Annotated in this window: 15 protein-coding genes; 11 read left to right on the forward strand and 4 right to left on the reverse strand. The window is 64.1% G+C overall.

Annotation, left to right across the window (positions count from 1 at the left end):
* Window positions 1–52: 52 nt before the first annotated feature.
* A complete protein-coding gene (locus tag AKN84_RS03655) occupies window positions 53–1669 on the reverse strand; it encodes an AMP-binding protein (RefSeq protein WP_050419414.1) in 1617 nt (538 codons plus the stop codon).
* 188 nt (window positions 1670–1857) lie between these two features.
* On the opposite strand from AKN84_RS03655, the gene AKN84_RS03660 reads away from it, so the two are divergent.
* The 5 genes from AKN84_RS03660 (at window position 1858) to AKN84_RS03680 (ending at window position 7861) form a co-directional block, all read left to right on the forward strand.
* On the forward strand, window positions 1858–2451 hold the full coding sequence (locus AKN84_RS03660) for a GNAT family N-acetyltransferase (protein WP_050419415.1): 594 nt from the start codon (window positions 1858–1860) through the stop codon (window positions 2449–2451).
* 304 nt (window positions 2452–2755) lie between these two features.
* Window positions 2756–4030, forward strand: a complete 1275-nt coding sequence (locus AKN84_RS03665) for a DUF3100 domain-containing protein (protein ID WP_202814660.1) — start codon at window positions 2756–2758, stop codon at window positions 4028–4030.
* Window positions 4031–4053: 23 nt separating this feature from the next.
* Complete coding sequence (locus AKN84_RS03670; RefSeq protein ID WP_050419590.1) at window positions 4054–5223, forward strand: M20 aminoacylase family protein; 1170 nt, start codon at window positions 4054–4056, stop codon at window positions 5221–5223.
* Window positions 5220–6620 carry an L-serine ammonia-lyase gene (locus AKN84_RS03675; protein WP_050419591.1) on the forward strand — a complete coding sequence of 467 codons (1401 nt, stop codon included), beginning with the start codon at window positions 5220–5222 and terminating at the stop codon, window positions 6618–6620. The genes AKN84_RS03670 and AKN84_RS03675 overlap by 4 nt, the downstream gene beginning before the upstream one ends.
* Before the next feature lie 167 nt (window positions 6621–6787).
* Window positions 6788–7861 (forward strand): AraC family transcriptional regulator, encoded by a 1074-nt coding sequence (locus tag AKN84_RS03680; RefSeq protein ID WP_193399627.1) that lies wholly within the window; start codon window positions 6788–6790, stop codon window positions 7859–7861.
* A gap of 381 nt (window positions 7862–8242) precedes the next feature.
* Here the strand turns inward: AKN84_RS03680 and AKN84_RS03685 are convergent, their stop codons facing one another.
* The 3 genes from AKN84_RS03685 to AKN84_RS03695 are packed head-to-tail and all read right to left on the reverse strand — an operon-like array spanning window position 8243 to window position 11237.
* Window positions 8243–9442, reverse strand: coding sequence for a CaiB/BaiF CoA transferase family protein (locus AKN84_RS03685; RefSeq protein ID WP_050419417.1), 1200 nt, complete (start codon window positions 9440–9442; stop codon window positions 8243–8245).
* A 40-nt stretch (window positions 9443–9482) separates the two neighbouring features.
* Window positions 9483–10457, reverse strand: coding sequence for a 3-hydroxyacyl-CoA dehydrogenase NAD-binding domain-containing protein (locus tag AKN84_RS03690; RefSeq protein ID WP_050419418.1), 975 nt, complete (start codon window positions 10455–10457; stop codon window positions 9483–9485).
* 21 nt (window positions 10458–10478) lie between these two features.
* A complete protein-coding gene (locus AKN84_RS03695; protein WP_050419593.1) occupies window positions 10479–11237 on the reverse strand; it encodes an acetoacetate decarboxylase in 759 nt (252 codons plus the stop codon).
* A 265-nt stretch (window positions 11238–11502) separates the two neighbouring features.
* On the opposite strand from AKN84_RS03695, the gene AKN84_RS03700 reads away from it, so the two are divergent.
* The 6 genes from AKN84_RS03700 to AKN84_RS03725 all read left to right on the forward strand — a co-directional run bounded on the left by AKN84_RS03700 (window position 11503) and on the right by AKN84_RS03725 (window position 17995).
* On the forward strand, window positions 11503–12567 hold the full coding sequence (locus AKN84_RS03700; protein ID WP_128970396.1) for an AraC family transcriptional regulator: 1065 nt from the start codon (window positions 11503–11505) through the stop codon (window positions 12565–12567).
* Window positions 12568–12962: 395 nt separating this feature from the next.
* Window positions 12963–13952, forward strand: coding sequence for an AraC family transcriptional regulator (locus AKN84_RS03705; protein ID WP_244484913.1), 990 nt, complete (start codon window positions 12963–12965; stop codon window positions 13950–13952).
* Between the two features lie 179 nt (window positions 13953–14131).
* Complete coding sequence (locus AKN84_RS03710) at window positions 14132–14941, forward strand: esterase/lipase family protein (RefSeq protein WP_050419419.1); 810 nt, start codon at window positions 14132–14134, stop codon at window positions 14939–14941.
* 60 nt (window positions 14942–15001) lie between these two features.
* On the forward strand, window positions 15002–15442 hold the full coding sequence (phaP, locus tag AKN84_RS03715) for a phasin family protein (RefSeq protein ID WP_244484914.1): 441 nt from the start codon (window positions 15002–15004) through the stop codon (window positions 15440–15442).
* A gap of 38 nt (window positions 15443–15480) precedes the next feature.
* Window positions 15481–16248, forward strand: a complete 768-nt coding sequence (locus AKN84_RS03720; protein WP_050419421.1) for an SDR family oxidoreductase — start codon at window positions 15481–15483, stop codon at window positions 16246–16248.
* Window positions 16249–16276: 28 nt separating this feature from the next.
* Window positions 16277–17995, forward strand: a complete 1719-nt coding sequence (locus AKN84_RS03725) for a long-chain-fatty-acid--CoA ligase (RefSeq protein WP_050419422.1) — start codon at window positions 16277–16279, stop codon at window positions 17993–17995.
* Window positions 17996–18038 lie beyond the last annotated feature (43 nt).

Consider the following 18038-nt stretch of genomic DNA (forward strand, 5'->3'; position numbering starts at 1 on the left):
TCGGACCGATTTGACGGTGATTTTTGGACACGGGCCGACCGGGATTTCCAAGTCAGTCCTTGAGCAGCCGCCGCAACAGCTTGCCCGCCGGTGAGCGCGGCAATTCGGTGACGAAGCTGACGTCCCGCGGCACCTTGTAGGGCGCCATGTTCTGGCGTGCCCATGCCACGAGCTGCGCCGAGGCCAGTTCAGTGCGCGGGGCCAGGACGATGAAGGCCTTCACCACCTCGCCCTTCGTTGCGTCGGGCACGCCGATCACTGCCGACGCCGCCACCGACGGGTGCTTGTTCAGGATCGATTCGACCTCTTCCGGGAAGACGCTGTAGCCCGAGACCTTGATCATCTCCTTGAAGCGTCCCATGAAGGTCAGATAGCCGTCGGCATCGAGGCGGCCCATGTCGCCGGTGTGGAGCCAGCCGTTGCGCAGCGTTTCCGCCGTCGCGTCGGGACGATTGCGGTAGCCCTTGAACACGCCCGCGCCGCGGATCACGATCTCGCCCGGGACACCGGCCGGCGTGTCTGTGCCCGAGTCCGGATCGACGATCCGGATCTCGTTGCCGGGTACAGGCTTGCCATGCGTGCCCCAGCGTACCGCCGTGCGCGGCATGAACGTGTCGACCGTATGTGTCTCGGTCAGGCCGTACGCGGCCTCGAAGCTTTCGCAGTTCGACGCGACGGCCTGCCATTGCCTGGCAAGCGCTTCGGTCCAGTCGATGCCGAAACTGGTCACGGGGTTGACGCGAAGGCTGCTCAATCTGAAATCGGAAATGTTCGGGAGCTGCGTGATCGCGACATTCATCGGCGCCACGCTGTACCACCAGCTCACCTGGTGGCGGTCGATCGCCTGCGCCGTCACGAGCGGATCGAACCGGTACAGCAGCACAGACGTCGCGCCCGCGTAGACCGGCGCGTTCACGCCCATCACCATGCCGGCGATGTGATAGAGCGGCGCGATCGAGAGCAGGACGTCATCGGCGCCGATCCCGTTGCAGTTCACGGTCGCCGCCGTCTTATAGATGACGTTGCGATAGGACAGCATCGCTCCCTTGGGCCGGCCGGTGCTGCCCGAGGTGTAGATCATCAGCGCCGTGTCGTTCATGTCGATCGCCACCGCGCCCGGCCTTGCACCGCTTGCCGTGACGGAGAGGAAGTCTTCGGTGTCGCCGGCTGTATCGACGGGCTCGGGCGCCGATCCCAGCAGTTCGTCCGGAACGCCGATCTGCGGCCGCTCGGGCAGCAGGTCGGCATAGCGAACCACGAACACATGCTCGAGCTTGGTCTTGTCGCGGACTTGCTGCACGATCGGCAGCAGCGGTTCGGCCGCGACGATCACGCGCGCGCCGAGATCGTCGAGCTGATAGGTGAGTTCGTGCTCCTTGTTCAGCGCGCCGCAAGGCGAGGCGATCGCGCCGATCTTCTGGATGCCATACTGCGCCATCATGTATTGCGGACAGTTGTTCATGAACAGCGCGACCGGCTCGCCCTTGGCGACGCCGAGCTGTTGCAGCCGCGCCGCAAATGCATCGCTGGCGCGGTCGAGTTCGAGGAACGTGACGGCACGGCCGTACCAGATGCAGGCCGGTTTCTCCGGCCGCTCACGGGCATGCTGCCGGAGTATTTCATGCAGCGGTCGTTCGTCATTGCCCTTGGGCGCGCTTGTATTGGTCATTGTCGAAAGGCTCTGCTCATGCCAGCTGGGAAAGGTGCAAACTGGCCGCTTCAGGGGTTATATTGGGACATTGGCACGCTTGGCTTGCTTGATCCGGCTCTCGCGTGCAGGACAGACGAGAGAAACGCGGCGCCCCGGCAAGGGCGGTTGCGGTGAAGTGCGAACCTTTGATTGAGCGAGCCGTCTGCATGAGGAATACCAAGATGCGATCCTATCCACGTCGCGTCAACTTCGAGAGCGGAGATGTCGAGTTCCGGTTGATGGGCGCTGCCGACGAGGCCGCCACCCTCAAATTCGCCAAGGCGCTTGCGGTGCACGACATGCTGTTCCTGCCGAGGAATATCAGCGAGCCGAAGGTGCTTTCGGCATGGATCAAGGAGATCGAACGCGGCTCGATCGTCAGCCTGCTCGCGGTCAGGGATGACGCAGTGGTAGGGTGCGGTGCGATCGTGCGGGACCCAATGTCGTGGTCGGCCCATGTCGGTGAGATCAGGACCGTGATTGCCTCGCATGTCCGCGGGACCGGCATCGGGCGGGCGCTTTCCAATGAGGCTTTCGATCTCGCGCTGTCGATGGGCCTCGAGCGCCTGACCGTGCAGATGACGTCGGACCAGACCCGGGCGATCGCGATCTTCGAGGCGCTCGGTTTCCGCGTCGAGGCGCTATTGCGCGATCAGGTGAAGGACCTCCAGGGCAAGACGCACGACATCGTGGTGCTCGGTGTCAACGTGTCGGAGGTGCAGAAGCTCGAGCCGAATGGCTCGTCCAGCGCGATCGAGTAGCACGGGCCACAATCGGAAAAATTGCGTCCTGCGCGCTGCATCCGAATGATGATCCGCGCGGCGGCTTGCACGGGCCGGACCGGCGTTCCGCGAGTGTTGCAAAAAATGCAACAGAAATCGGACACTTCGATCATTGATGCAACATGCGTTCTCCCCGATGCTGGGCGGGCAAGTTGGTTCACCATTCACCGCATTGTCTCGCAATCATTTCCTTGAGGTGTCCAGCACTATGACGTCGACCTCTTCTCCGTCCGCAGACCAGGCTGCTCAGGCAGTCGATTCCGCGAGCTCCAGCAAGCTCGCCTTGTTCGTTGCCGTTCTGATCATCGTTGCCGTCGCCGAGACGATCGGAATCGTCCAGTTCCAGATCGGCCCGGGCACGGTGCTGCTTCAACCGATGGTGTGGGCGCTGTTGATCGCCGCCGCATGGGGCCTTTCAGCGCGTTATCTGCCCGCCGCCGCGCGGATCGGGCCTGGCCTGCAGACCTATGCGGGACAACTGCTCAACGCAGGCCTGCTGCTCTTCGTGGTCAAGATGGCATTCACGGTCGGCGGTGCGCTTCCGGAGGTGCAGAAGGCCGGCTGGGCGCTGCTCTTCCAGGAGCTCGGACATACCTTCGGCACGCTGGTCCTTGGCCTGCCGATTGCGCTCTTGCTCGGCGTCAAGCGCGAGGCGGTCGGCGCGACCTTCTCGATCGGCCGTGAAGGCAATCTGGTGATCATCGGCGAGAAGTACGGCATGAACTCGGCAGAGGGGCGCGGCGTGCTGGCCGAATACATCACCGGCACCGTGCTCGGCGCGCTGTTCATCGCGCTGCTGGCCGGCTTTGTCGCCAGCCTGCACATCTTCGACCCGCGCTCGCTTGCGATGGGCGCCGGGGTCGGCTCGGGCAGCATGATGGCGGCCGCGATCGGCACCATCAACGGCCACAACCCGCCGGAGATGGCGAAGGAGCTGATTGCGATCGCTTCGGCGGCAAACCTGATGACCGCCGTCCTCGGGTTCTATTTCGCCTTGTTCTTCTCGCTGCCGGTGTGCTCCTGGCTGTATGACAGGCTGGAGCCAGTGCTCGGCCGGTTCTCGAACGCCAGGTTGGGAGATCTCGGGCCGTCGATCGCCAGCGCCGGTGAGGCAAAGCACGGCACGTTCGGCTTCTCGGACTCGCTGCTCGCCTGGGTCACCGTCGCGGGCGGCGTCCTGATCGGCAATTCACTCACCTACAAGGTTCCGCTGCTGCAATCGGGGGCAGGTCTCCTGGTCATGCTCGCCGTCGTGCTGCTGGTCGACGTTCTTGCCCGGCTGTTGACCAAGGTGCCGCACATTCTCATCCTTGTCGTGGTCACCACGGTGCTCGGCATCCCCGGCCTGCTGCCGTTCTCCAACGCGATGATCGGCGCGGTCGACAAGCTGAACTTTCTGGCCTTCACGACCCCCGTGCTGACGCTCGCCGGCTTCTCGGTGGCCAAGGACCTTCCGATCTTCAGGAAGCTGAGCTGGCGTATCGTGGTGGTCTCGCTGACGGCCGCCGCAGGCACGTTCCTCGGCGCGACATTGATCGCCGAATTCTTCCATCGCTAAGCAACGGACAGGTAGACCTACGCATGTCAAAGGAATTTGGAATCGCCGACGATATCTGTGCCCGGATGCGGGATTGGCGCCATGATATCCATGCCAACCCGGAAACCGCGTTCGAAGAGCACCGCACGGCCCAGCTCGTGGCCGATGCATTGATGGAAATGCAGATTCCGGTCCATCGCGGCCTCGGCGGAACGGGCGTGGTCGGAACGTTGAAGAACGGCGAGGGTCCGACGATCGCGCTGCGAGCCGACATGGACGCGCTTGATCTCCAGGAGCTGGGGGACCGCGCGTACAAGTCGACCCGCGCCGGCAAGATGCACGGCTGCGGTCACGACGGCCACACCACGATGCTGCTCGGGGCCGCCGTTCATCTCGCCCGTCACCGGCCGTTCCGCGGCACCGTCCATTTCGTCTTCCAGCCCGCCGAGGAGAATGAAGGTGGCGGCAGGAAGATGGTCGAGGAGGGTCTGTTCAAGCTCTTTCCGGCCGATGCGGTCTACGGCATGCACAACATTCCGAACATCCCGCGTGGAAAATTCGCGATCAGGACCGGCATTGCGACGGCCTTCCTCGATACGTTCGAGATCGTGGTGACCGGGAGCGGTTGTCACGCCGCGACGCCTGAGAAAGGCATCGATTCAATCCTGGTGTCGGCCGATCTCGTCTCCGCGCTGCAAGGTATCGTGAGCCGCCGGATCGGTGCGATGGACGCAGCGGTCGTGAGCGTCACCCAGATCCATGGCGGCGACACCTGGAACGTGGTGCCAGAAACCGTTACATTGCGCGGCACGGTGCGGACGCTGGACGCCGAGGTGCAGGATCAGGTCGAGGCAGCCATGAAGCAGGTCTGTGCCGGCGTTGCGCAAACCCACGGCGCAAAGATTGATCTGAGCTATATGCGAGGCTATCCGGGCGTGATCAACACGCCCGCGGAAACCGATGCCGCGGCTGCGGCGGCCACTGGCCTCGTCGGCGCCGAACAGGTGCAAACCGACATCAAGCCGGCGATGGGATCGGAGGATTTTGCCTTCATGCTGCAGGAGCGCCCAGGCGCCTATATCTGCATCGGCGCAGGCGAAACCGCCAACGATCCGCCGCTGCACAATCCATACTATGATTTCAATGACGCCATCCTGCCGCTCGGCGCCGCCTATTGGGTCGAACTGGTGAAGCAACAACTGCCTGCTGCCTGATGCTTTCGGTTTTCGACATCTTCAAGATCGGCATCGGCCCCTCGAGTTCGCATACGGTGGGGCCGATGCGCGCGGCCGGACAATTCGTCCGTGCGCTCGAGCGCGATGGCCTTCTGGAGAGAACGGTGCAGGTCCGCGCCGATCTCTACGGATCGCTGGGCGCCACCGGGCGAGGGCATGCGACCGACCTCGGCGTGATCCTCGGCCTGCTCGGCGAAAAGCCCGATACGGTCGATCCGGCCCAGGTCGCGCCGCGGCTTGCCGACATTCGGCGCTCCGGCGAGTTGCGGCTGCTCGATGTTCATCCGATCGCGTTCCGGCGCGGACGCGACATCGTGTTCAAGCCCGACAGCGCGCTGCCGGAACATCCCAACGGGATCCGCCTCGTGGCGTTCGCGGCCGGCGACACGCTGCTGGCGGAACGCTATTACTTCTCGATCGGCGGCGGGTTCGTGATCGAGCGTGGCTTTGATGATGCGCCTCAAGGTGCCGACGGCGCGCCTTCGATCTGGCCATATCCGTTCGGCACCGGCGCGGAGCTGGTGGCGCGCGCGCAGGAGAGCGGCCGCTCGATCGCCGAAATGATGCTCGCCAACGAATGCGTCTATCGGACCGAGGCCGAGGTCCGGGCCGGTCTCCTGAATATCTGGGATGCGATGAAGCAATGCGTCGAGCGCGGCTTCGGGATCGGCAATGCGGGCGCGGCCGAACCGTTGCCCGGCCCGCTGAACATTCGCCGCCGCGCGCCGGCGCTCTATCGCGAATTATCGGTCCGCAACAGCGATACCGAGGGCGTCGATCCGCTCGCTGCGATGGATTGGGTCAACGCTTTCGCGATGGCGGTCAACGAGGAGAATGCAGCGCGCGGACGGATCGTGACCGCGCCGACCAATGGGGCCGCCGGCGTGATCCCGGCTGTGCTGCATTATTACGTCAAGTTCAGTCCCGGCGTGACCGACGATGGCGTCATCACCTTTCTGCTCACCGCGGCCGCGATCGGCATGCTCTATAAGGCGAATGCCTCGATCTCCGGCGCAGAAGTCGGCTGCCAGGGCGAGGTCGGCGTCGCGTGCTCGATGGCCGCGGGCGGCCTGACGGCCGTGCTCGGCGGCACGCCGGCACAGGTCGAGAACGGGGCCGAGATCGGCATGGAGCACAATCTCGGTCTCACCTGCGATCCCGTCGGCGGATTGGTGCAGATCCCCTGCATCGAGCGCAACGCGATGGGCGCCATCAAGGCGATCAACGCCGCCCGAATGGCGTTGCGCGGCGACGGCAAGCACTATGTCTCACTCGATGCCGTCATCAAGACGATGCTGCAAACCGGCGAAGACATGAAGTCCAAATACAAGGAAACGTCGTTGGGCGGTCTTGCGGTGAACGTCGTGGAATGCTGACGCGAACCACGACTGCGGCGGAGCATCCGAGAACGAGCTCGAGCCGCAGGCACGGCCCTGTGGCCGCGCTCTCCCGAGGTTGGGGATAGCGGAGGCCCGCTGGCAGCCGCCAGCATTGCGAATGATTTCGATTTGGAGCTAGACTCTACGCCAGGAGGAGGACGACCATGAGCGCTGGAGGGCGCCCGCAAGACGCCATGCCCGCATGCCAATTGCCGCCGGATTTCGACCAGTATGTCTATTCGGCGCAGTTGATTGCGGCCATTATTGCCGAGCTTGGCAGGGTGGGCGTTCGATCGTCCGTGGCGCTGGCGGGCACGGGCCTGACCGAGGACAAGCTCGAAGCGCACACGACGCGTATCTCGTACCGGCAGATCGACATTGTGGTTCGCAATGCGCTGCGGCTGTCGAACGACCCGACGGTTGCGCTTCGCGCCGGACAGCGAATGCGCGTAACGGCGCATGGAATGTACGGGTATGCATTGCTGAGCAGCGCGACCTATGACGATGTGCGGACCTTCGCCAATCGATATCTCCGGGTCGTCGGCCCGCTTTGCGATGCGAAATATTCGTATGACGGCGCCGCTGTCGTCTGCGCGTTCGAGCCGCTGCATTGGCCGAATCCAACGCAGGACGTGCATCGCTTCGCGGCCGAGTTCGCGCTGTCGTCACACTTGACGACCATGAAGGATCTGGCGGGCGAATCGTTCCGCTTTTCGCGGATTTCCGTTGCCTATGGCGAACCGGCGCATGCTGGTGCCTATCAGGCGATCTTCGACTGTCCCGTTCTGTTTCAGCAGCGGGGCAATGAATACAGATATGAGCTGTCGCAAGCCGATGGTCCGGTGGCACTGGCGGACTCCCGCACCCACGGGATGGCGCGCGAGATGTGCGAGCAGGTGTTGTCCGAGGTCAACCAGGCGGGCGGGATCGCGGTGGACGTCCGGCGTGTGCTGATCGAGCAGCCGGGCAGGTATCCGAACATCGAGGCGATCGCCGAGAGGCTTTCGATGCATCCCCGGGCGCTGCGGCGAAAGCTCGAGGCCGAAGATACTTCGTATCGCGAACTCCTCGCCGAGGTGCGGACGCGCCTTGCGATCGAATACCTGCGCAAGACCGCGATGACCAACGAGGAAATCGCAAGCCGGCTGGGCTATAGCGACGCCGCCAACTTCCGGCATGCCTTTATCCGTTGGACCGGCAAGAGCCCATCCGATTTCCGGGTTTCTTCGCCGATGTGAAGGCCGCGGGGGCAGGGCAGCACGACGCTTGATCGTTCGTCATCGCGGGCTGTCCATAAGTCACCTCCGAACTGGCCTCGTCGAACCTCCTCGCGGACGAGCTTCGTGCATAGACTGGCCATCGACCGGAAACGCAATGGTTAGTCAAGGGGTTGAAATGTGTGGGGCGACGCGCGGTAAGGCGATCCATCGGTCGGCATTGGCGCACTTCAGGCTCTAGCTGATTCCTCTCGGAGGCGCCTTCCGAACCTCAGCTGCGCCGCACCGCCGCTGTGGTGCCCCCGGTTCGGGTGCCTCGAGACTGGCCGCGCTCCTCAACCGAGGGCGCGGCCTTTACTCGCGCGCCACGAACCTGCCAGGCATCGCCTGACGGTCAGCGTGTCATGCCAGGATCTTGCTGTCGCGCATCCCGGCGATGGCCGCGTCATCGTAGCCAGCCTCACGCAATATCTCTGTGCTGTGTTCGCCGACCGCGGGTGCCTTGCGCGGCTTCACCTTGGTCGCGCCGTCGACAAAGAACGGGCTGTCGATGGTCAACATTCCGTCGTTCTCGAACGGCACCAGCACGCCGGCTGCCAGCATTTGCCGGTCGGCGGACAGGTCGCCCATCTCGGCAACGCATTCGAAGACGATCCCTGCCTCATCGAGCCGCGCGCGCCACTCGTCGCGGTCGCGCGTCGCGAAGGCCGCGTCGAACAGGGCGATCAGTTCCGCCGAGCGCGCGAACCGGTCGGCTTGCTTGGCAAATCTGGGGTCTTCGAGCAGATTGTCGAGGCCGAGGCATTTCGCCACGGTCGGAAAGTCGCGCTGCTCGTTGACGATCGCGAGCAGCAGCCAGCGGCCGTCGCGACAGCGGTAGTAGCAGCCGAGCGCATTGAATAGATTCTCGCGCGGCGGTCGTGGCGTGAACGTCGCGCCGCACAGCGCCGCCTGCGCCATGATGCCGTTCGACCAGACGCCGTTCGCCAGCAGCGAGGAGCCGACCTGGGTACCGCGGCCAGTACGCTCGCGCTGATACAGCGCTACCGCGACCGCCGCGAACAGCGAAACGCCGGACGGATGATCGCCCATGCCGGCGAGCGCCCGTGCAGGCGGCGTGCTGGCGTCGCTCCGCACCATGTCCATCAGGCCTGAACGAGCCCAGTAGGCAGTAACATCGAAGCCCGGCTTTCCCGCCTCGTCGCCGGTTTCGCCATATCCGGTGAAGGATGCGTAGATCAGCCGATCGTTCATTCCAGCGAGCCGCTCGTAGCCGATCGAAAGCTTTCTGCGGACGGCGAGTGGATAATTGGTGATGAACACGTCCGCGGTCGAGGCGAGGCGGTGCAGCACCGCCTGGCCTTCGGGTTTTGACAGATCGAGCGCGAGGCCGCGCTTGTTGCGGTTATCGAGCAGCCAGCCATAGGGCTGGTCGGACCTCGGCATGCCCGGCAGCTTAGGCACCTGACGGAACGCGTCGCCTGCGCCGGGCGGTTCGATCTTGATCACGTCGGCGCCGAAATCTCCCAACAGCGTTGCCGCGGTCGGAGCGGCGATGAAGCTGCCGCAGTCGATGACCTTCAAACCTTCGAAGATGCTCATATGAGTCCGTCCCCGCTTGATTGCTTTGGAATCATCTCAGTTATGTGCGATCCCTTCCGTTGCGTGCCGCCAGCACGTGCAGCAGCGCCACCTGGGTGTCGTCTCGCGCGCGCTCCATCTGCGGGATCGGCGTCCTGCCGAACGATGCGGCGGCCTGGTCGATGATCCGGCGCTGCAGCGCCTCGTCGAGGTCGACTTGCGGAATCACCTTGAACGACGCAGCCATGTTCTTGCCGAGGTGCTGGAAGAACGATTCGAGCCCGTTCGGTCCGCCGCCCATGTGGAACGAGCTGAACGGCCCGTTCACCGCCCAGCGCAGGCCGATCGAGCTGGTGACGATATCGTCCAACTCGTCGACCGTGACGACGCCCTCCTGCACCAGATAGCAGGCCTCGCGCATGATCGCGCGCTGCAGCCGGTTGGCGACAAAACCCTGGATCTCCTTCTTGAGCACGCGCGGCACCTTGCCGAGCGCCTCATAGAACGCCACGGCGTCGGCGGTCGCAGCCGGATCGGTCCGGTCGCCGGGAACGACCTCGACCAATGGTATGAGATGCGGCGGATTGAAGGGATGGCCGACCAGCAGCCGGCTCGCATCCTTCATCTCTTGTGCCTGCTCTGTGGCGGGCCGCGCCGAGCTGGATGACAGCAACAGCGCATGTTTCGGCACCGCAGCCTCGATCCGCGCCCAGAGCTGCTGTTTCCATTCGGGCTTCTCCGGACCGTTCTCCTGCACGAGGTCGGCACCGGCGACAGCGCGCGCCAGATCCGGCTCGAAGCGCAGGTTGCGCTCCAATCCCTCATGCGGCAGACCAAGCTTCAGCAGCGTCGGTGCGATCTTGATCAGCGCGGTTTTGACGACGGCCTCGATGTCCGGCTGCGGGTCGTTGATGACGACGTTGAGCCCGTGCGCGAGAAACAGCGCTGCCCAAGAGGATCCGATGACGCCGGCTCCGATCACGCACACATTGCGATACCGGTTGAGCACGACGGCACGATCTGCGGATGATGGCATGGTTTCCTCCGGAGCGTCCGCTCAGCGCGGCTGATCGAGATAGTTGTGGCAGCGCTTGGCGCGGGACAGCGTCAGGTCGGTCATGATGTGGCTGCACGCGACGATCTCGCGCACCGGAAAGTCGGCCATCGGCGCCAATGCGTGGGCGAACAGCTCGAGCCGCGCCGGGCCGGTCCATGCGCCCTTGACGGTGATGTCGGTGATCTCGGAGCGCAGCAGCTCGCAGATGCGTGGCTCGCCCGCCGGCTTCGGGCTGTCATAGGTCCACAGGATCTTCAGCATGAAGGTCGGCACGCAGATCTCGGCCTTTGCTTTCTCGAGGTCCAAGGCACGGTGCTTGTAGCCCATCGTCGCGGTCGCAACCCGCAGCGTGCCGTAATCCATTGTGCCCACCAGCGTGTCGGAATCGACGTAGAGCTTCGGCTTGCCGATCACCTTGGGGTAGCCGCTGATTTCGCGCCCGGACGCCAGCGCCGGCAAATTGTCGAGGTACATCGCGTGAAGGTACTCACCCTTCTCGTCGCCAAAGCGCACCTGGACCGCCTGGCCGCATTCGGTGTAGTCGCCGAGGCCCGAGGTGTCGGGCATCCGCATGATCTCCCAGCGGACCAGCGGATCGTCGATCTCCAGCGGCTCGGGAACCACGGCGCGCAACGCGTCGATATCGGTGCGATACAAGATGTTGAGGTATTCGCGGTTGTTGAAGCGAAACGGTCCGCGGGGAAATGCCGGTGCGCCGATCGGCGTCGTCAGCTGCTTGAGAACGTCTTCCCGTCGCATCCGCTCCTCCCTTGATAACGCCTGGTCAATGCGCGCCTCCGGCTGCATGCCGGTTGTCGCGCAAGGCATCGCGAGCCTAGCGATCTCGCGAAACGGAGAAAGGTGCGATTGGACCGCCGACCGGGTGACTTCCGGACGCGGAAGGCGGCGCGTACGGCCCGCGCGATCCGATCATTGCGTCACGCACGCGATCGGGCTTACGCTCGGAATGGTTGATCAATAGCGGGGGAGGAGCGTGCGGAATGCCAGGGGGCAAGCGGTCGTCATGACCAGGCAAGATCCGCAGGCAAGCGAACCGTCAAATCGAACGTTAGCCGGTTTTTCGCAACGCATCTTCCCGCCGCATTCGATCGCGGCCATAGCGGCCGAGCTTCGCGAGCAGGGCATTGATCCATCGACGGTTCTCGAGGGGACCAGGCTTGGCATCACCCAGCTAGAATCCCATACGACGCGAATATCGTATCGGCAGCTCGACACGGTGATCCGCAATGCGCTGCGGTTGGCGAAGGACCCCGCTATTGCGCTGCACTCGGGCGCGCGAATGCATGTCACCGCCTATGGCATGTACGGATACGCGCTGCTGAGCAGCGCGTCGCACGCAGAGGCGCGCGACTTCGCGGCGCGGTACATCCGCGTGGTGGGTCCGTTCTGCGATTTTGGCCTCTCCTATAATGGCGAGAGGGTGGTGGCGACCTTCCAGCCCATGCATTGGCCGAATCCGACCGAGAGCGTGCACCGCTTCGCGGTGGAGTTCGCGCTGGCCGCGCACCTGACCACCATTCGCGACCGCTCCGGTCAGAGCTTCGGGTTTTCGCGTGTGCTGCTCGACTATGCGCCGCCGCCGTCCACCGCAGCGTATCAGAGCCTTTTCCAATGTCAGGTGCTCTTCAATCAACTTCATTGCGGATACGAATACGCGCGCAATGATGGTCCGCGGGCGCTGGCGGATCCGCGAACCCACGCCATGGCGCGGGAGATGTGCGAGGAGATACTCGGCGAGGTCAATCGCGCCGGCGGCGTTGCCGCAGATATCCGCCGGCTCTTGATCGAGCAGCCGGGTCGTTATCCAAGTATCGAGGCGATCGCCGAGCAGCTCGACATCTATCCCCGGGCGCTGCGGCGCAGGCTCGAGGCGGAGGGGACTTCATATCGCGATCTGCTTGCAGAGGTGCGCATGCGGCTTGCGATCGAGTATCTGCGCAAGACGCGTATGACCAATGAGGAGATCGCGAGCCGGCTGGGCTACAGCGACGCGGCCAATTTCCGCCACGCCTTTTTGCGCTGGACCGGCAGGAATCCCTCCGAGTTTCGAAGCGACGAGGGGCTGTAACCCCGGCATATCCAGGGGAGCTCTGTCCGTAGTTCACCGCCAAATTGGCTCAATCGAACCTTTTGTGCAGCGAAAGCGCGCCTATGCTCGGCGCCGTGATTGCGCTCGCGATCGCGTTCTCCCTACTTGGACCGCCCTCCCTCGGCGGTCTTTCTTTTGGCCGGTCCTGTCCGGAATTCACCTTCAAACACGACCAATCGAACCTTCCGCTGCCTGGTCCGGCTTACTAGCCTCCCAGCAGGTAGCGAGGAACCGGATTGCGGGGCTGGCAAAGCAGACGCTGAAGGCGGACGAGGAGGCTCGTGTATCACCCGTCACCAAATCTCCTGCAGTGTCTCTACTCGCCGCAACGAATCGCTGCGGTGGTGGATGTCCTGTCCGAGGACGGGATTTCCGTGTCGCGTACGCTCGCCGGCGCCAATTTGAGGAGTGCCGACCTCAGGGATTCGTCAGTGCGCGTCTCCTATCGGCAGGTCGAGACCGTGTTTCGCAATGCGATGCGATTGTCCCGGGATCCGGCGATCGCGTTTCGTGCCGGCGCACGAATGCATGTGCTGGCTTACGGCATGTATGGCTATGCCATGCTGAGCAGCCCGACCCGCGCCGAAGTCATTGACTTCGCGGCCAAGTACGGCCGCGTCCTGGGTACGGTTGCCGACATCGACTTTACCCGCAAGGACGATACGGTGAGCTGCCTGTTCGACCCTTTGCTCTCTCGCGATCCGGCTCATGACGTCTATCGATTCGCGCTTGAGTTCGCCTTTGCGGCCTATCAGACGCTGAGCCGCGACATCTATGGCGGCTCGTTCCGCTTCTCGAAGCTCAGCGCCGCTTACACCACGCCGCCCCACGCCAAAGCCTACGATCGGATCTTTCAGTGTCCGGTCGAGTTCGGCCAGTGCAAGAACGTGCTGGAGTTCGACACGGCCTGGATCGACCGTCCGGCGGCCCGCCCCGACGAGATGACCAGGGCAATGGCGGGCCGAATCTGCCATCAGCATCTTGATCGGATCGGGCATGACGACGGCCTTGCCGCCGACATCCGGCGACGGCTCCTCGAACATCCCGGCCGCTTTCCGAGCATCGAGGCAATGGCAGCGGAGCTCGCGATTCATCCGCGGACATTCCGCCGCAGGCTGCAACTGCAGCAGAAGACCTACCGGCAGGTCGTCTCCGAGGTCCGCATGCAGCTCGCGGTCGGCTATCTGCGCAACACCCAAATGACCAACGATGAGATCGCCGCGCGGCTGGACTACAGCGACGCGGCGAATTTCCGCCACGCCTTTGTGCGCTGGACCGGCAAGAGCCCGTCGGACTTCCGCAACGGCCGGGCACCCAGCGTCGCAGCACGCGCGCAGGATTCATTGGCGGATGTCCCAAACTAACCGCTCAAGCGGGCCAATTGCACCTTTTACCCATCTGACCCGCCCGATAGCGTTTTGAGACCAAAAGAATGCACGGCTGCGCGGTCGGATTGGTATGGAGCCGCTCGCGAAGCGTGACAACGATCAAAAATGACGGGTCGTGGGGACACTCCATGCGATCCGGGAGGGGACATTCTGACATGAACACGGCCGTCGACCGTTCCGCGCCGCCGTCGCAACTTCTGCTCGCGCTAGAGATGCGCGGGATCTGGGAGCTGCAGGCCTTCTTCGCGAGCTATCCGCTGCTTCGGCGCGCACCGCGCGGCGATGGACATCCGGTGCTCGTATTGCCGGGGCTCTCCGCCAGCGATATCTCCACGCGACCGTTGCGCACCTACCTGAAGGCGCAAGGCTATGCGGTGCACGGCTGGAAGCTCGGGCCCAATCGCGGACCGCGACCCGGCGTCGAGGCCGCCATGGACGCAAGGCTGGCCGAGCTCGCCGAACGATACCAGCGCAAGGTCAGCCTGATCGGATGGAGCCTTGGCGGGGTCTTTGCGCGCGAGATTGCACGGCGCACGCCCGAGCTGGTGCGTCAGGTGATCACGCTCGGCAGCCCGTTCGCCAACGAGCCGAAAGCGAGCAATGCGTGGCGTCTCTACGAAGTCCTGAGCGAACGCCGTGTCGACGACTGGCCCGATCGGGATACGATGAAGCTGCCGCCGCCGGTGCCCAGCACGGCGATCTACTCGCGCACCGACGGCATCGTCTCGTGGTGGGGCTGCCGCGAGCAGCATGCCGACCGGACGCAGAACATCGAGGTCGAAGGCAGTCATTGCGGGCTCGGACACAATCCGGCCGTGCTCTATGCGATCGCCGATCGGCTCGCGCTGCAGGAGGCTGAATGGTCGCCGTTCGACCGCAGCGGTCTCCGCGGCTTGGTGTACCCCGATCCTGATCGCGCCGACGACAGTCTCGCTTTGTTTCGGTCGCGCTCATCCGCGGCCTGACGCCGAGTCCACTGGACGGCGTTTCGCCGCCATCAGCCAAATACCAGAAGGAGGACATCGATGGGGACCGATGACAGCCAATCCGACGCAATGAGCATGGGCGCGATGCCCTGGCTCGGGGACCTGAAGAAAATGGCCGAGCGGTTCACGCTGCCCGGCATCGACATCGCCGCACTGATCGAGTGGCAGCGCAAGGACATGGAGGCGTTGGCGGAAGCGAACCGGCAGGCCTATGAAGGCATCCAGGCGATGGTCAGCCGACGCAACGAGATCCTGCAGGAAACGCTCGCGCAGTGGCAGGCGGGGATGAAGGACTTCGCGAGCGGCGAAGCCATGACCAAGCAGGCGGAGAACGCCAAGCAGCAGGTCGAGCAGGCGGTCGCGAACTTCCGCGAGCTGTCGCAGCTGGAGGCGCAGGCGCGCAACAACGCCTGGAAAGTCATGCAGGATCGCATGCAGGAGAATTTCGCGAACCTTCAGAAGTTGCTGCAGCCGAAGTAGCGCTGCGCGCGAGCGGAGCCAACCCACCGGAGGATGCCATGAGCCTGGCCAAGTTGCAGGACCTGACCGGCCGCGTCGCGCTCGTGACGGGCGGATCGAGAGGCCTTGGTCTTCAGATCGCCGAGGTGCTGGGCGAGCTCGGTGCAAGGGTCGCGATCACCGCTCGCAAGCACGACGAGCTCGAGACCGCGGCCACGCACCTGAAGGGACTGGGGATCGAGGCGCTGCCGGTGGTTTGCGACATGGGCAGGCTGGAGACGATCCCGCCGATGGTCGAGCAGGTCGTGGCCGCGCTCGGCCCGATCGACATCCTGGTCAACAATGCCGGTACGTCATGGGGCGCCCCGACGATCGAGCACGCGCTCGACGGCTGGAATAAGGTGATCAACCTGAACGTGACCGCGATCTTCGTCGCCACGCAAGAGGTCGGCCGCCGCTGCATGGTGCCGCGGCGGCGCGGCAAGGTGATCAACATCGCCTCGATCCAGGGACTGACCGGCTGCTATCCGGAAGGCACGCCGACGCTGGCCTACAACGCCAGCAAGGGCGCGGTCGTCAATCTGACCCGCACGCTGGCAAATGAGTGGGCGCCGCTCGGCATCAACGTCAATGCGATCGCCCCGGGCTATTTCCCGACCAAGATGACTGCGCAACTCGATCAGAGTGCGACCGCGCACATGGCGCCGATGAACCGCGAGGGCGGCCCCGAAGATCTCAAGGGCGTCGCCGCGCTGCTTGCCTCCGATGCGTGTGCATTCATCACCGGCCAGACCATTGCGGTCGACGGCGGCGTCACGGCCGTCTGACCTCAGAGACCATAGAGGGAGAGATCTCATGAACGACATGCCCTGGATCCGATCCTATCCCGACGGCGTGCACTGGGATATCGAGATCGCTCCCGGACCCGTGCAGGGGATTCTCGACGAGGCCGTTGCCAAATGGCCGATGCGTCCTGCCATCGATTTCATGGGCAAGCGGATCAGCTACGCCGAGCTCGGACGGCTCACCGATCGCGTGGCCAAGGGCCTGCAGCTGCTCGGCGTGAAGCCGGGCGTCCATGTCGGCCTCTATCTGCCCAACACGCCGCATTACATCATTGCGTTCTTCGGCATCCTCAAGGCCGGCGGCACGGCGGTCAATTACTCGCCGCTCGACGCCGCCAAGGTGCTCGAACACAAGATCGAGGACAGCCGCACGGATATCCTGATCACCCTCGACATGGCTGCGCTCTACCCGCAGATGGCGGCGATGCTCGGCAAGACGAGGTTGAAGAAACTCGTGGTCGGTTCGCTTGGCGAGATCACGGCCGATCCCGACGCCGTCATCAACGAGATGAAGGCGGCCAAGCAGCTGAGCGAAGTCAACTGGGATGATCATCACGTCAGCTTCGGCCAGCTGATCCACAATGACGGTGCCTGCGAGGCCTATCCGATTGCCGATCCGCGCGAGACGATCGCCGTTCTGCAATATACCGGCGGTACCACGGGGCTGCCGAAAGGCGCGATGCTCACGCACGCCAATCTGACCAGCGCGTGCCAGCAGTACCGGGCCACAACGGCGGGCTCGCCGCCGGTGCTGGTGGATGGGCAGGAGCGTTTCCTGGCCGTCCTGCCACCATTCCACATCTATGCGCTGTCCGTGAATGTGCTGTTCGGCGTCCTGATGGGCGCCGAGATCATCCAGCATGTCCGCTTCGACCCGAAGGCCGCACTCGAAGAAATCTCGACGAAATCGGTCAGCGTCTTCTGCGGGGTGCCGACGATGTTCACCGCGCTGATCAACCACCCCGAGACACCGAAGCACAGCCTGCGCACGCTCAAATATTGCGGGTCCGGCGGCGCGCCGCTGCCGCTTGAGGTGGCGCAGCAATTCGCGTCCATCACGGGCTGCAGCCTGAGCGAGGGCTGGGGTATGACCGAGACCTCGCCGAGTGGAACCTTCACGCCGGCGCAGCCGGGAGCGACGCGCAAGGCCGGCTCCTGCGGCATGCCGATGCCCGGGATCGTGATCAAGTTCCTCGATGTCGACAACAGCAGCAGCTACGTTCCGCTTGGCGAGCGTGGCGAAATCTGCATCACCGGCCCCAATGTGATGAAGGGCTACTGGAATAAGCCGGACGCGACCGCCGAGGTCACGACATCAGACGGGTTTCTGCGCACGGGCGATGTCGGCTACATGGATGAAGACGGCTTCATCTTCATCGTGGACCGCACCAAGGACATGCTCCTGTGTAGCGGATTCAACGTCTATCCGCGTGTCCTCGAAGAGGCGATCTACAAATATCCGGCGGTCGAGGAGGTCGCCGTGATCGGCATCCGCGACGAGTATCGCGGCCAGTCGCCGAAGGCCTTCGTCAAGCTGAAGGCGGATGCCAAGCCGTTCAAGCTCGAAGAGCTGCAGGCGTTTCTAAAGGACAAGCTGGGCAAGCACGAAATGGTGCACGCGCTGGAGATCCGCGCCGAGCTGCCGAAAACCGCGGTCGGGAAGCTTTCGAAGAAGGAGCTTTACGACGAGGAGGAGCGCAAAGCCCAGGCGCAGGCGGCGCCTGCGTGAACCGGCCGATGCTGGGAGCGGCCGAGGGAGAAGCCCGCCCTCG

The sequence above is a fragment of the Bradyrhizobium tropiciagri genome (assembly GCF_001189845.1).
Taxonomy (GTDB): domain Bacteria; phylum Pseudomonadota; class Alphaproteobacteria; order Rhizobiales; family Xanthobacteraceae; genus Bradyrhizobium; species Bradyrhizobium tropiciagri.

What these genes read in the sequence shown, in the direction of transcription:
- AKN84_RS03690 (WP_050419418.1), bottom strand. Translation starts at nt 10,457, where the DNA reads ATGCCATCATCCGCAGATCGTGCCGTCGTGCTCAACCGGTATCGCAAT.
- AKN84_RS03660 (WP_050419415.1), top strand. Translation starts at nt 1,858, where the DNA reads ATGAGGAATACCAAGATGCGATCCTATCCACGTCGCGTCAACTTCGAG.
- AKN84_RS03655 (WP_050419414.1), bottom strand. Translation starts at nt 1,669, where the DNA reads ATGACCAATACAAGCGCGCCCAAGGGCAATGACGAACGACCGCTGCAT.
- phaP (WP_244484914.1), top strand. Translation starts at nt 15,002, where the DNA reads ATGGGGACCGATGACAGCCAATCCGACGCAATGAGCATGGGCGCGATG.
- AKN84_RS03700 (WP_128970396.1), top strand. Translation starts at nt 11,503, where the DNA reads ATGACCAGGCAAGATCCGCAGGCAAGCGAACCGTCAAATCGAACGTTA.
- AKN84_RS03710 (WP_050419419.1), top strand. Translation starts at nt 14,132, where the DNA reads ATGAACACGGCCGTCGACCGTTCCGCGCCGCCGTCGCAACTTCTGCTC.
- AKN84_RS03685 (WP_050419417.1), bottom strand. Translation starts at nt 9,442, where the DNA reads ATGAGCATCTTCGAAGGTTTGAAGGTCATCGACTGCGGCAGCTTCATC.
- AKN84_RS03695 (WP_050419593.1), bottom strand. Translation starts at nt 11,237, where the DNA reads ATGCGACGGGAAGACGTTCTCAAGCAGCTGACGACGCCGATCGGCGCA.
- AKN84_RS03725 (WP_050419422.1), top strand. Translation starts at nt 16,277, where the DNA reads ATGAACGACATGCCCTGGATCCGATCCTATCCCGACGGCGTGCACTGG.
- AKN84_RS03720 (WP_050419421.1), top strand. Translation starts at nt 15,481, where the DNA reads ATGAGCCTGGCCAAGTTGCAGGACCTGACCGGCCGCGTCGCGCTCGTG.
- AKN84_RS03680 (WP_193399627.1), top strand. Translation starts at nt 6,788, where the DNA reads ATGAGCGCTGGAGGGCGCCCGCAAGACGCCATGCCCGCATGCCAATTG.
- AKN84_RS03670 (WP_050419590.1), top strand. Translation starts at nt 4,054, where the DNA reads ATGTCAAAGGAATTTGGAATCGCCGACGATATCTGTGCCCGGATGCGG.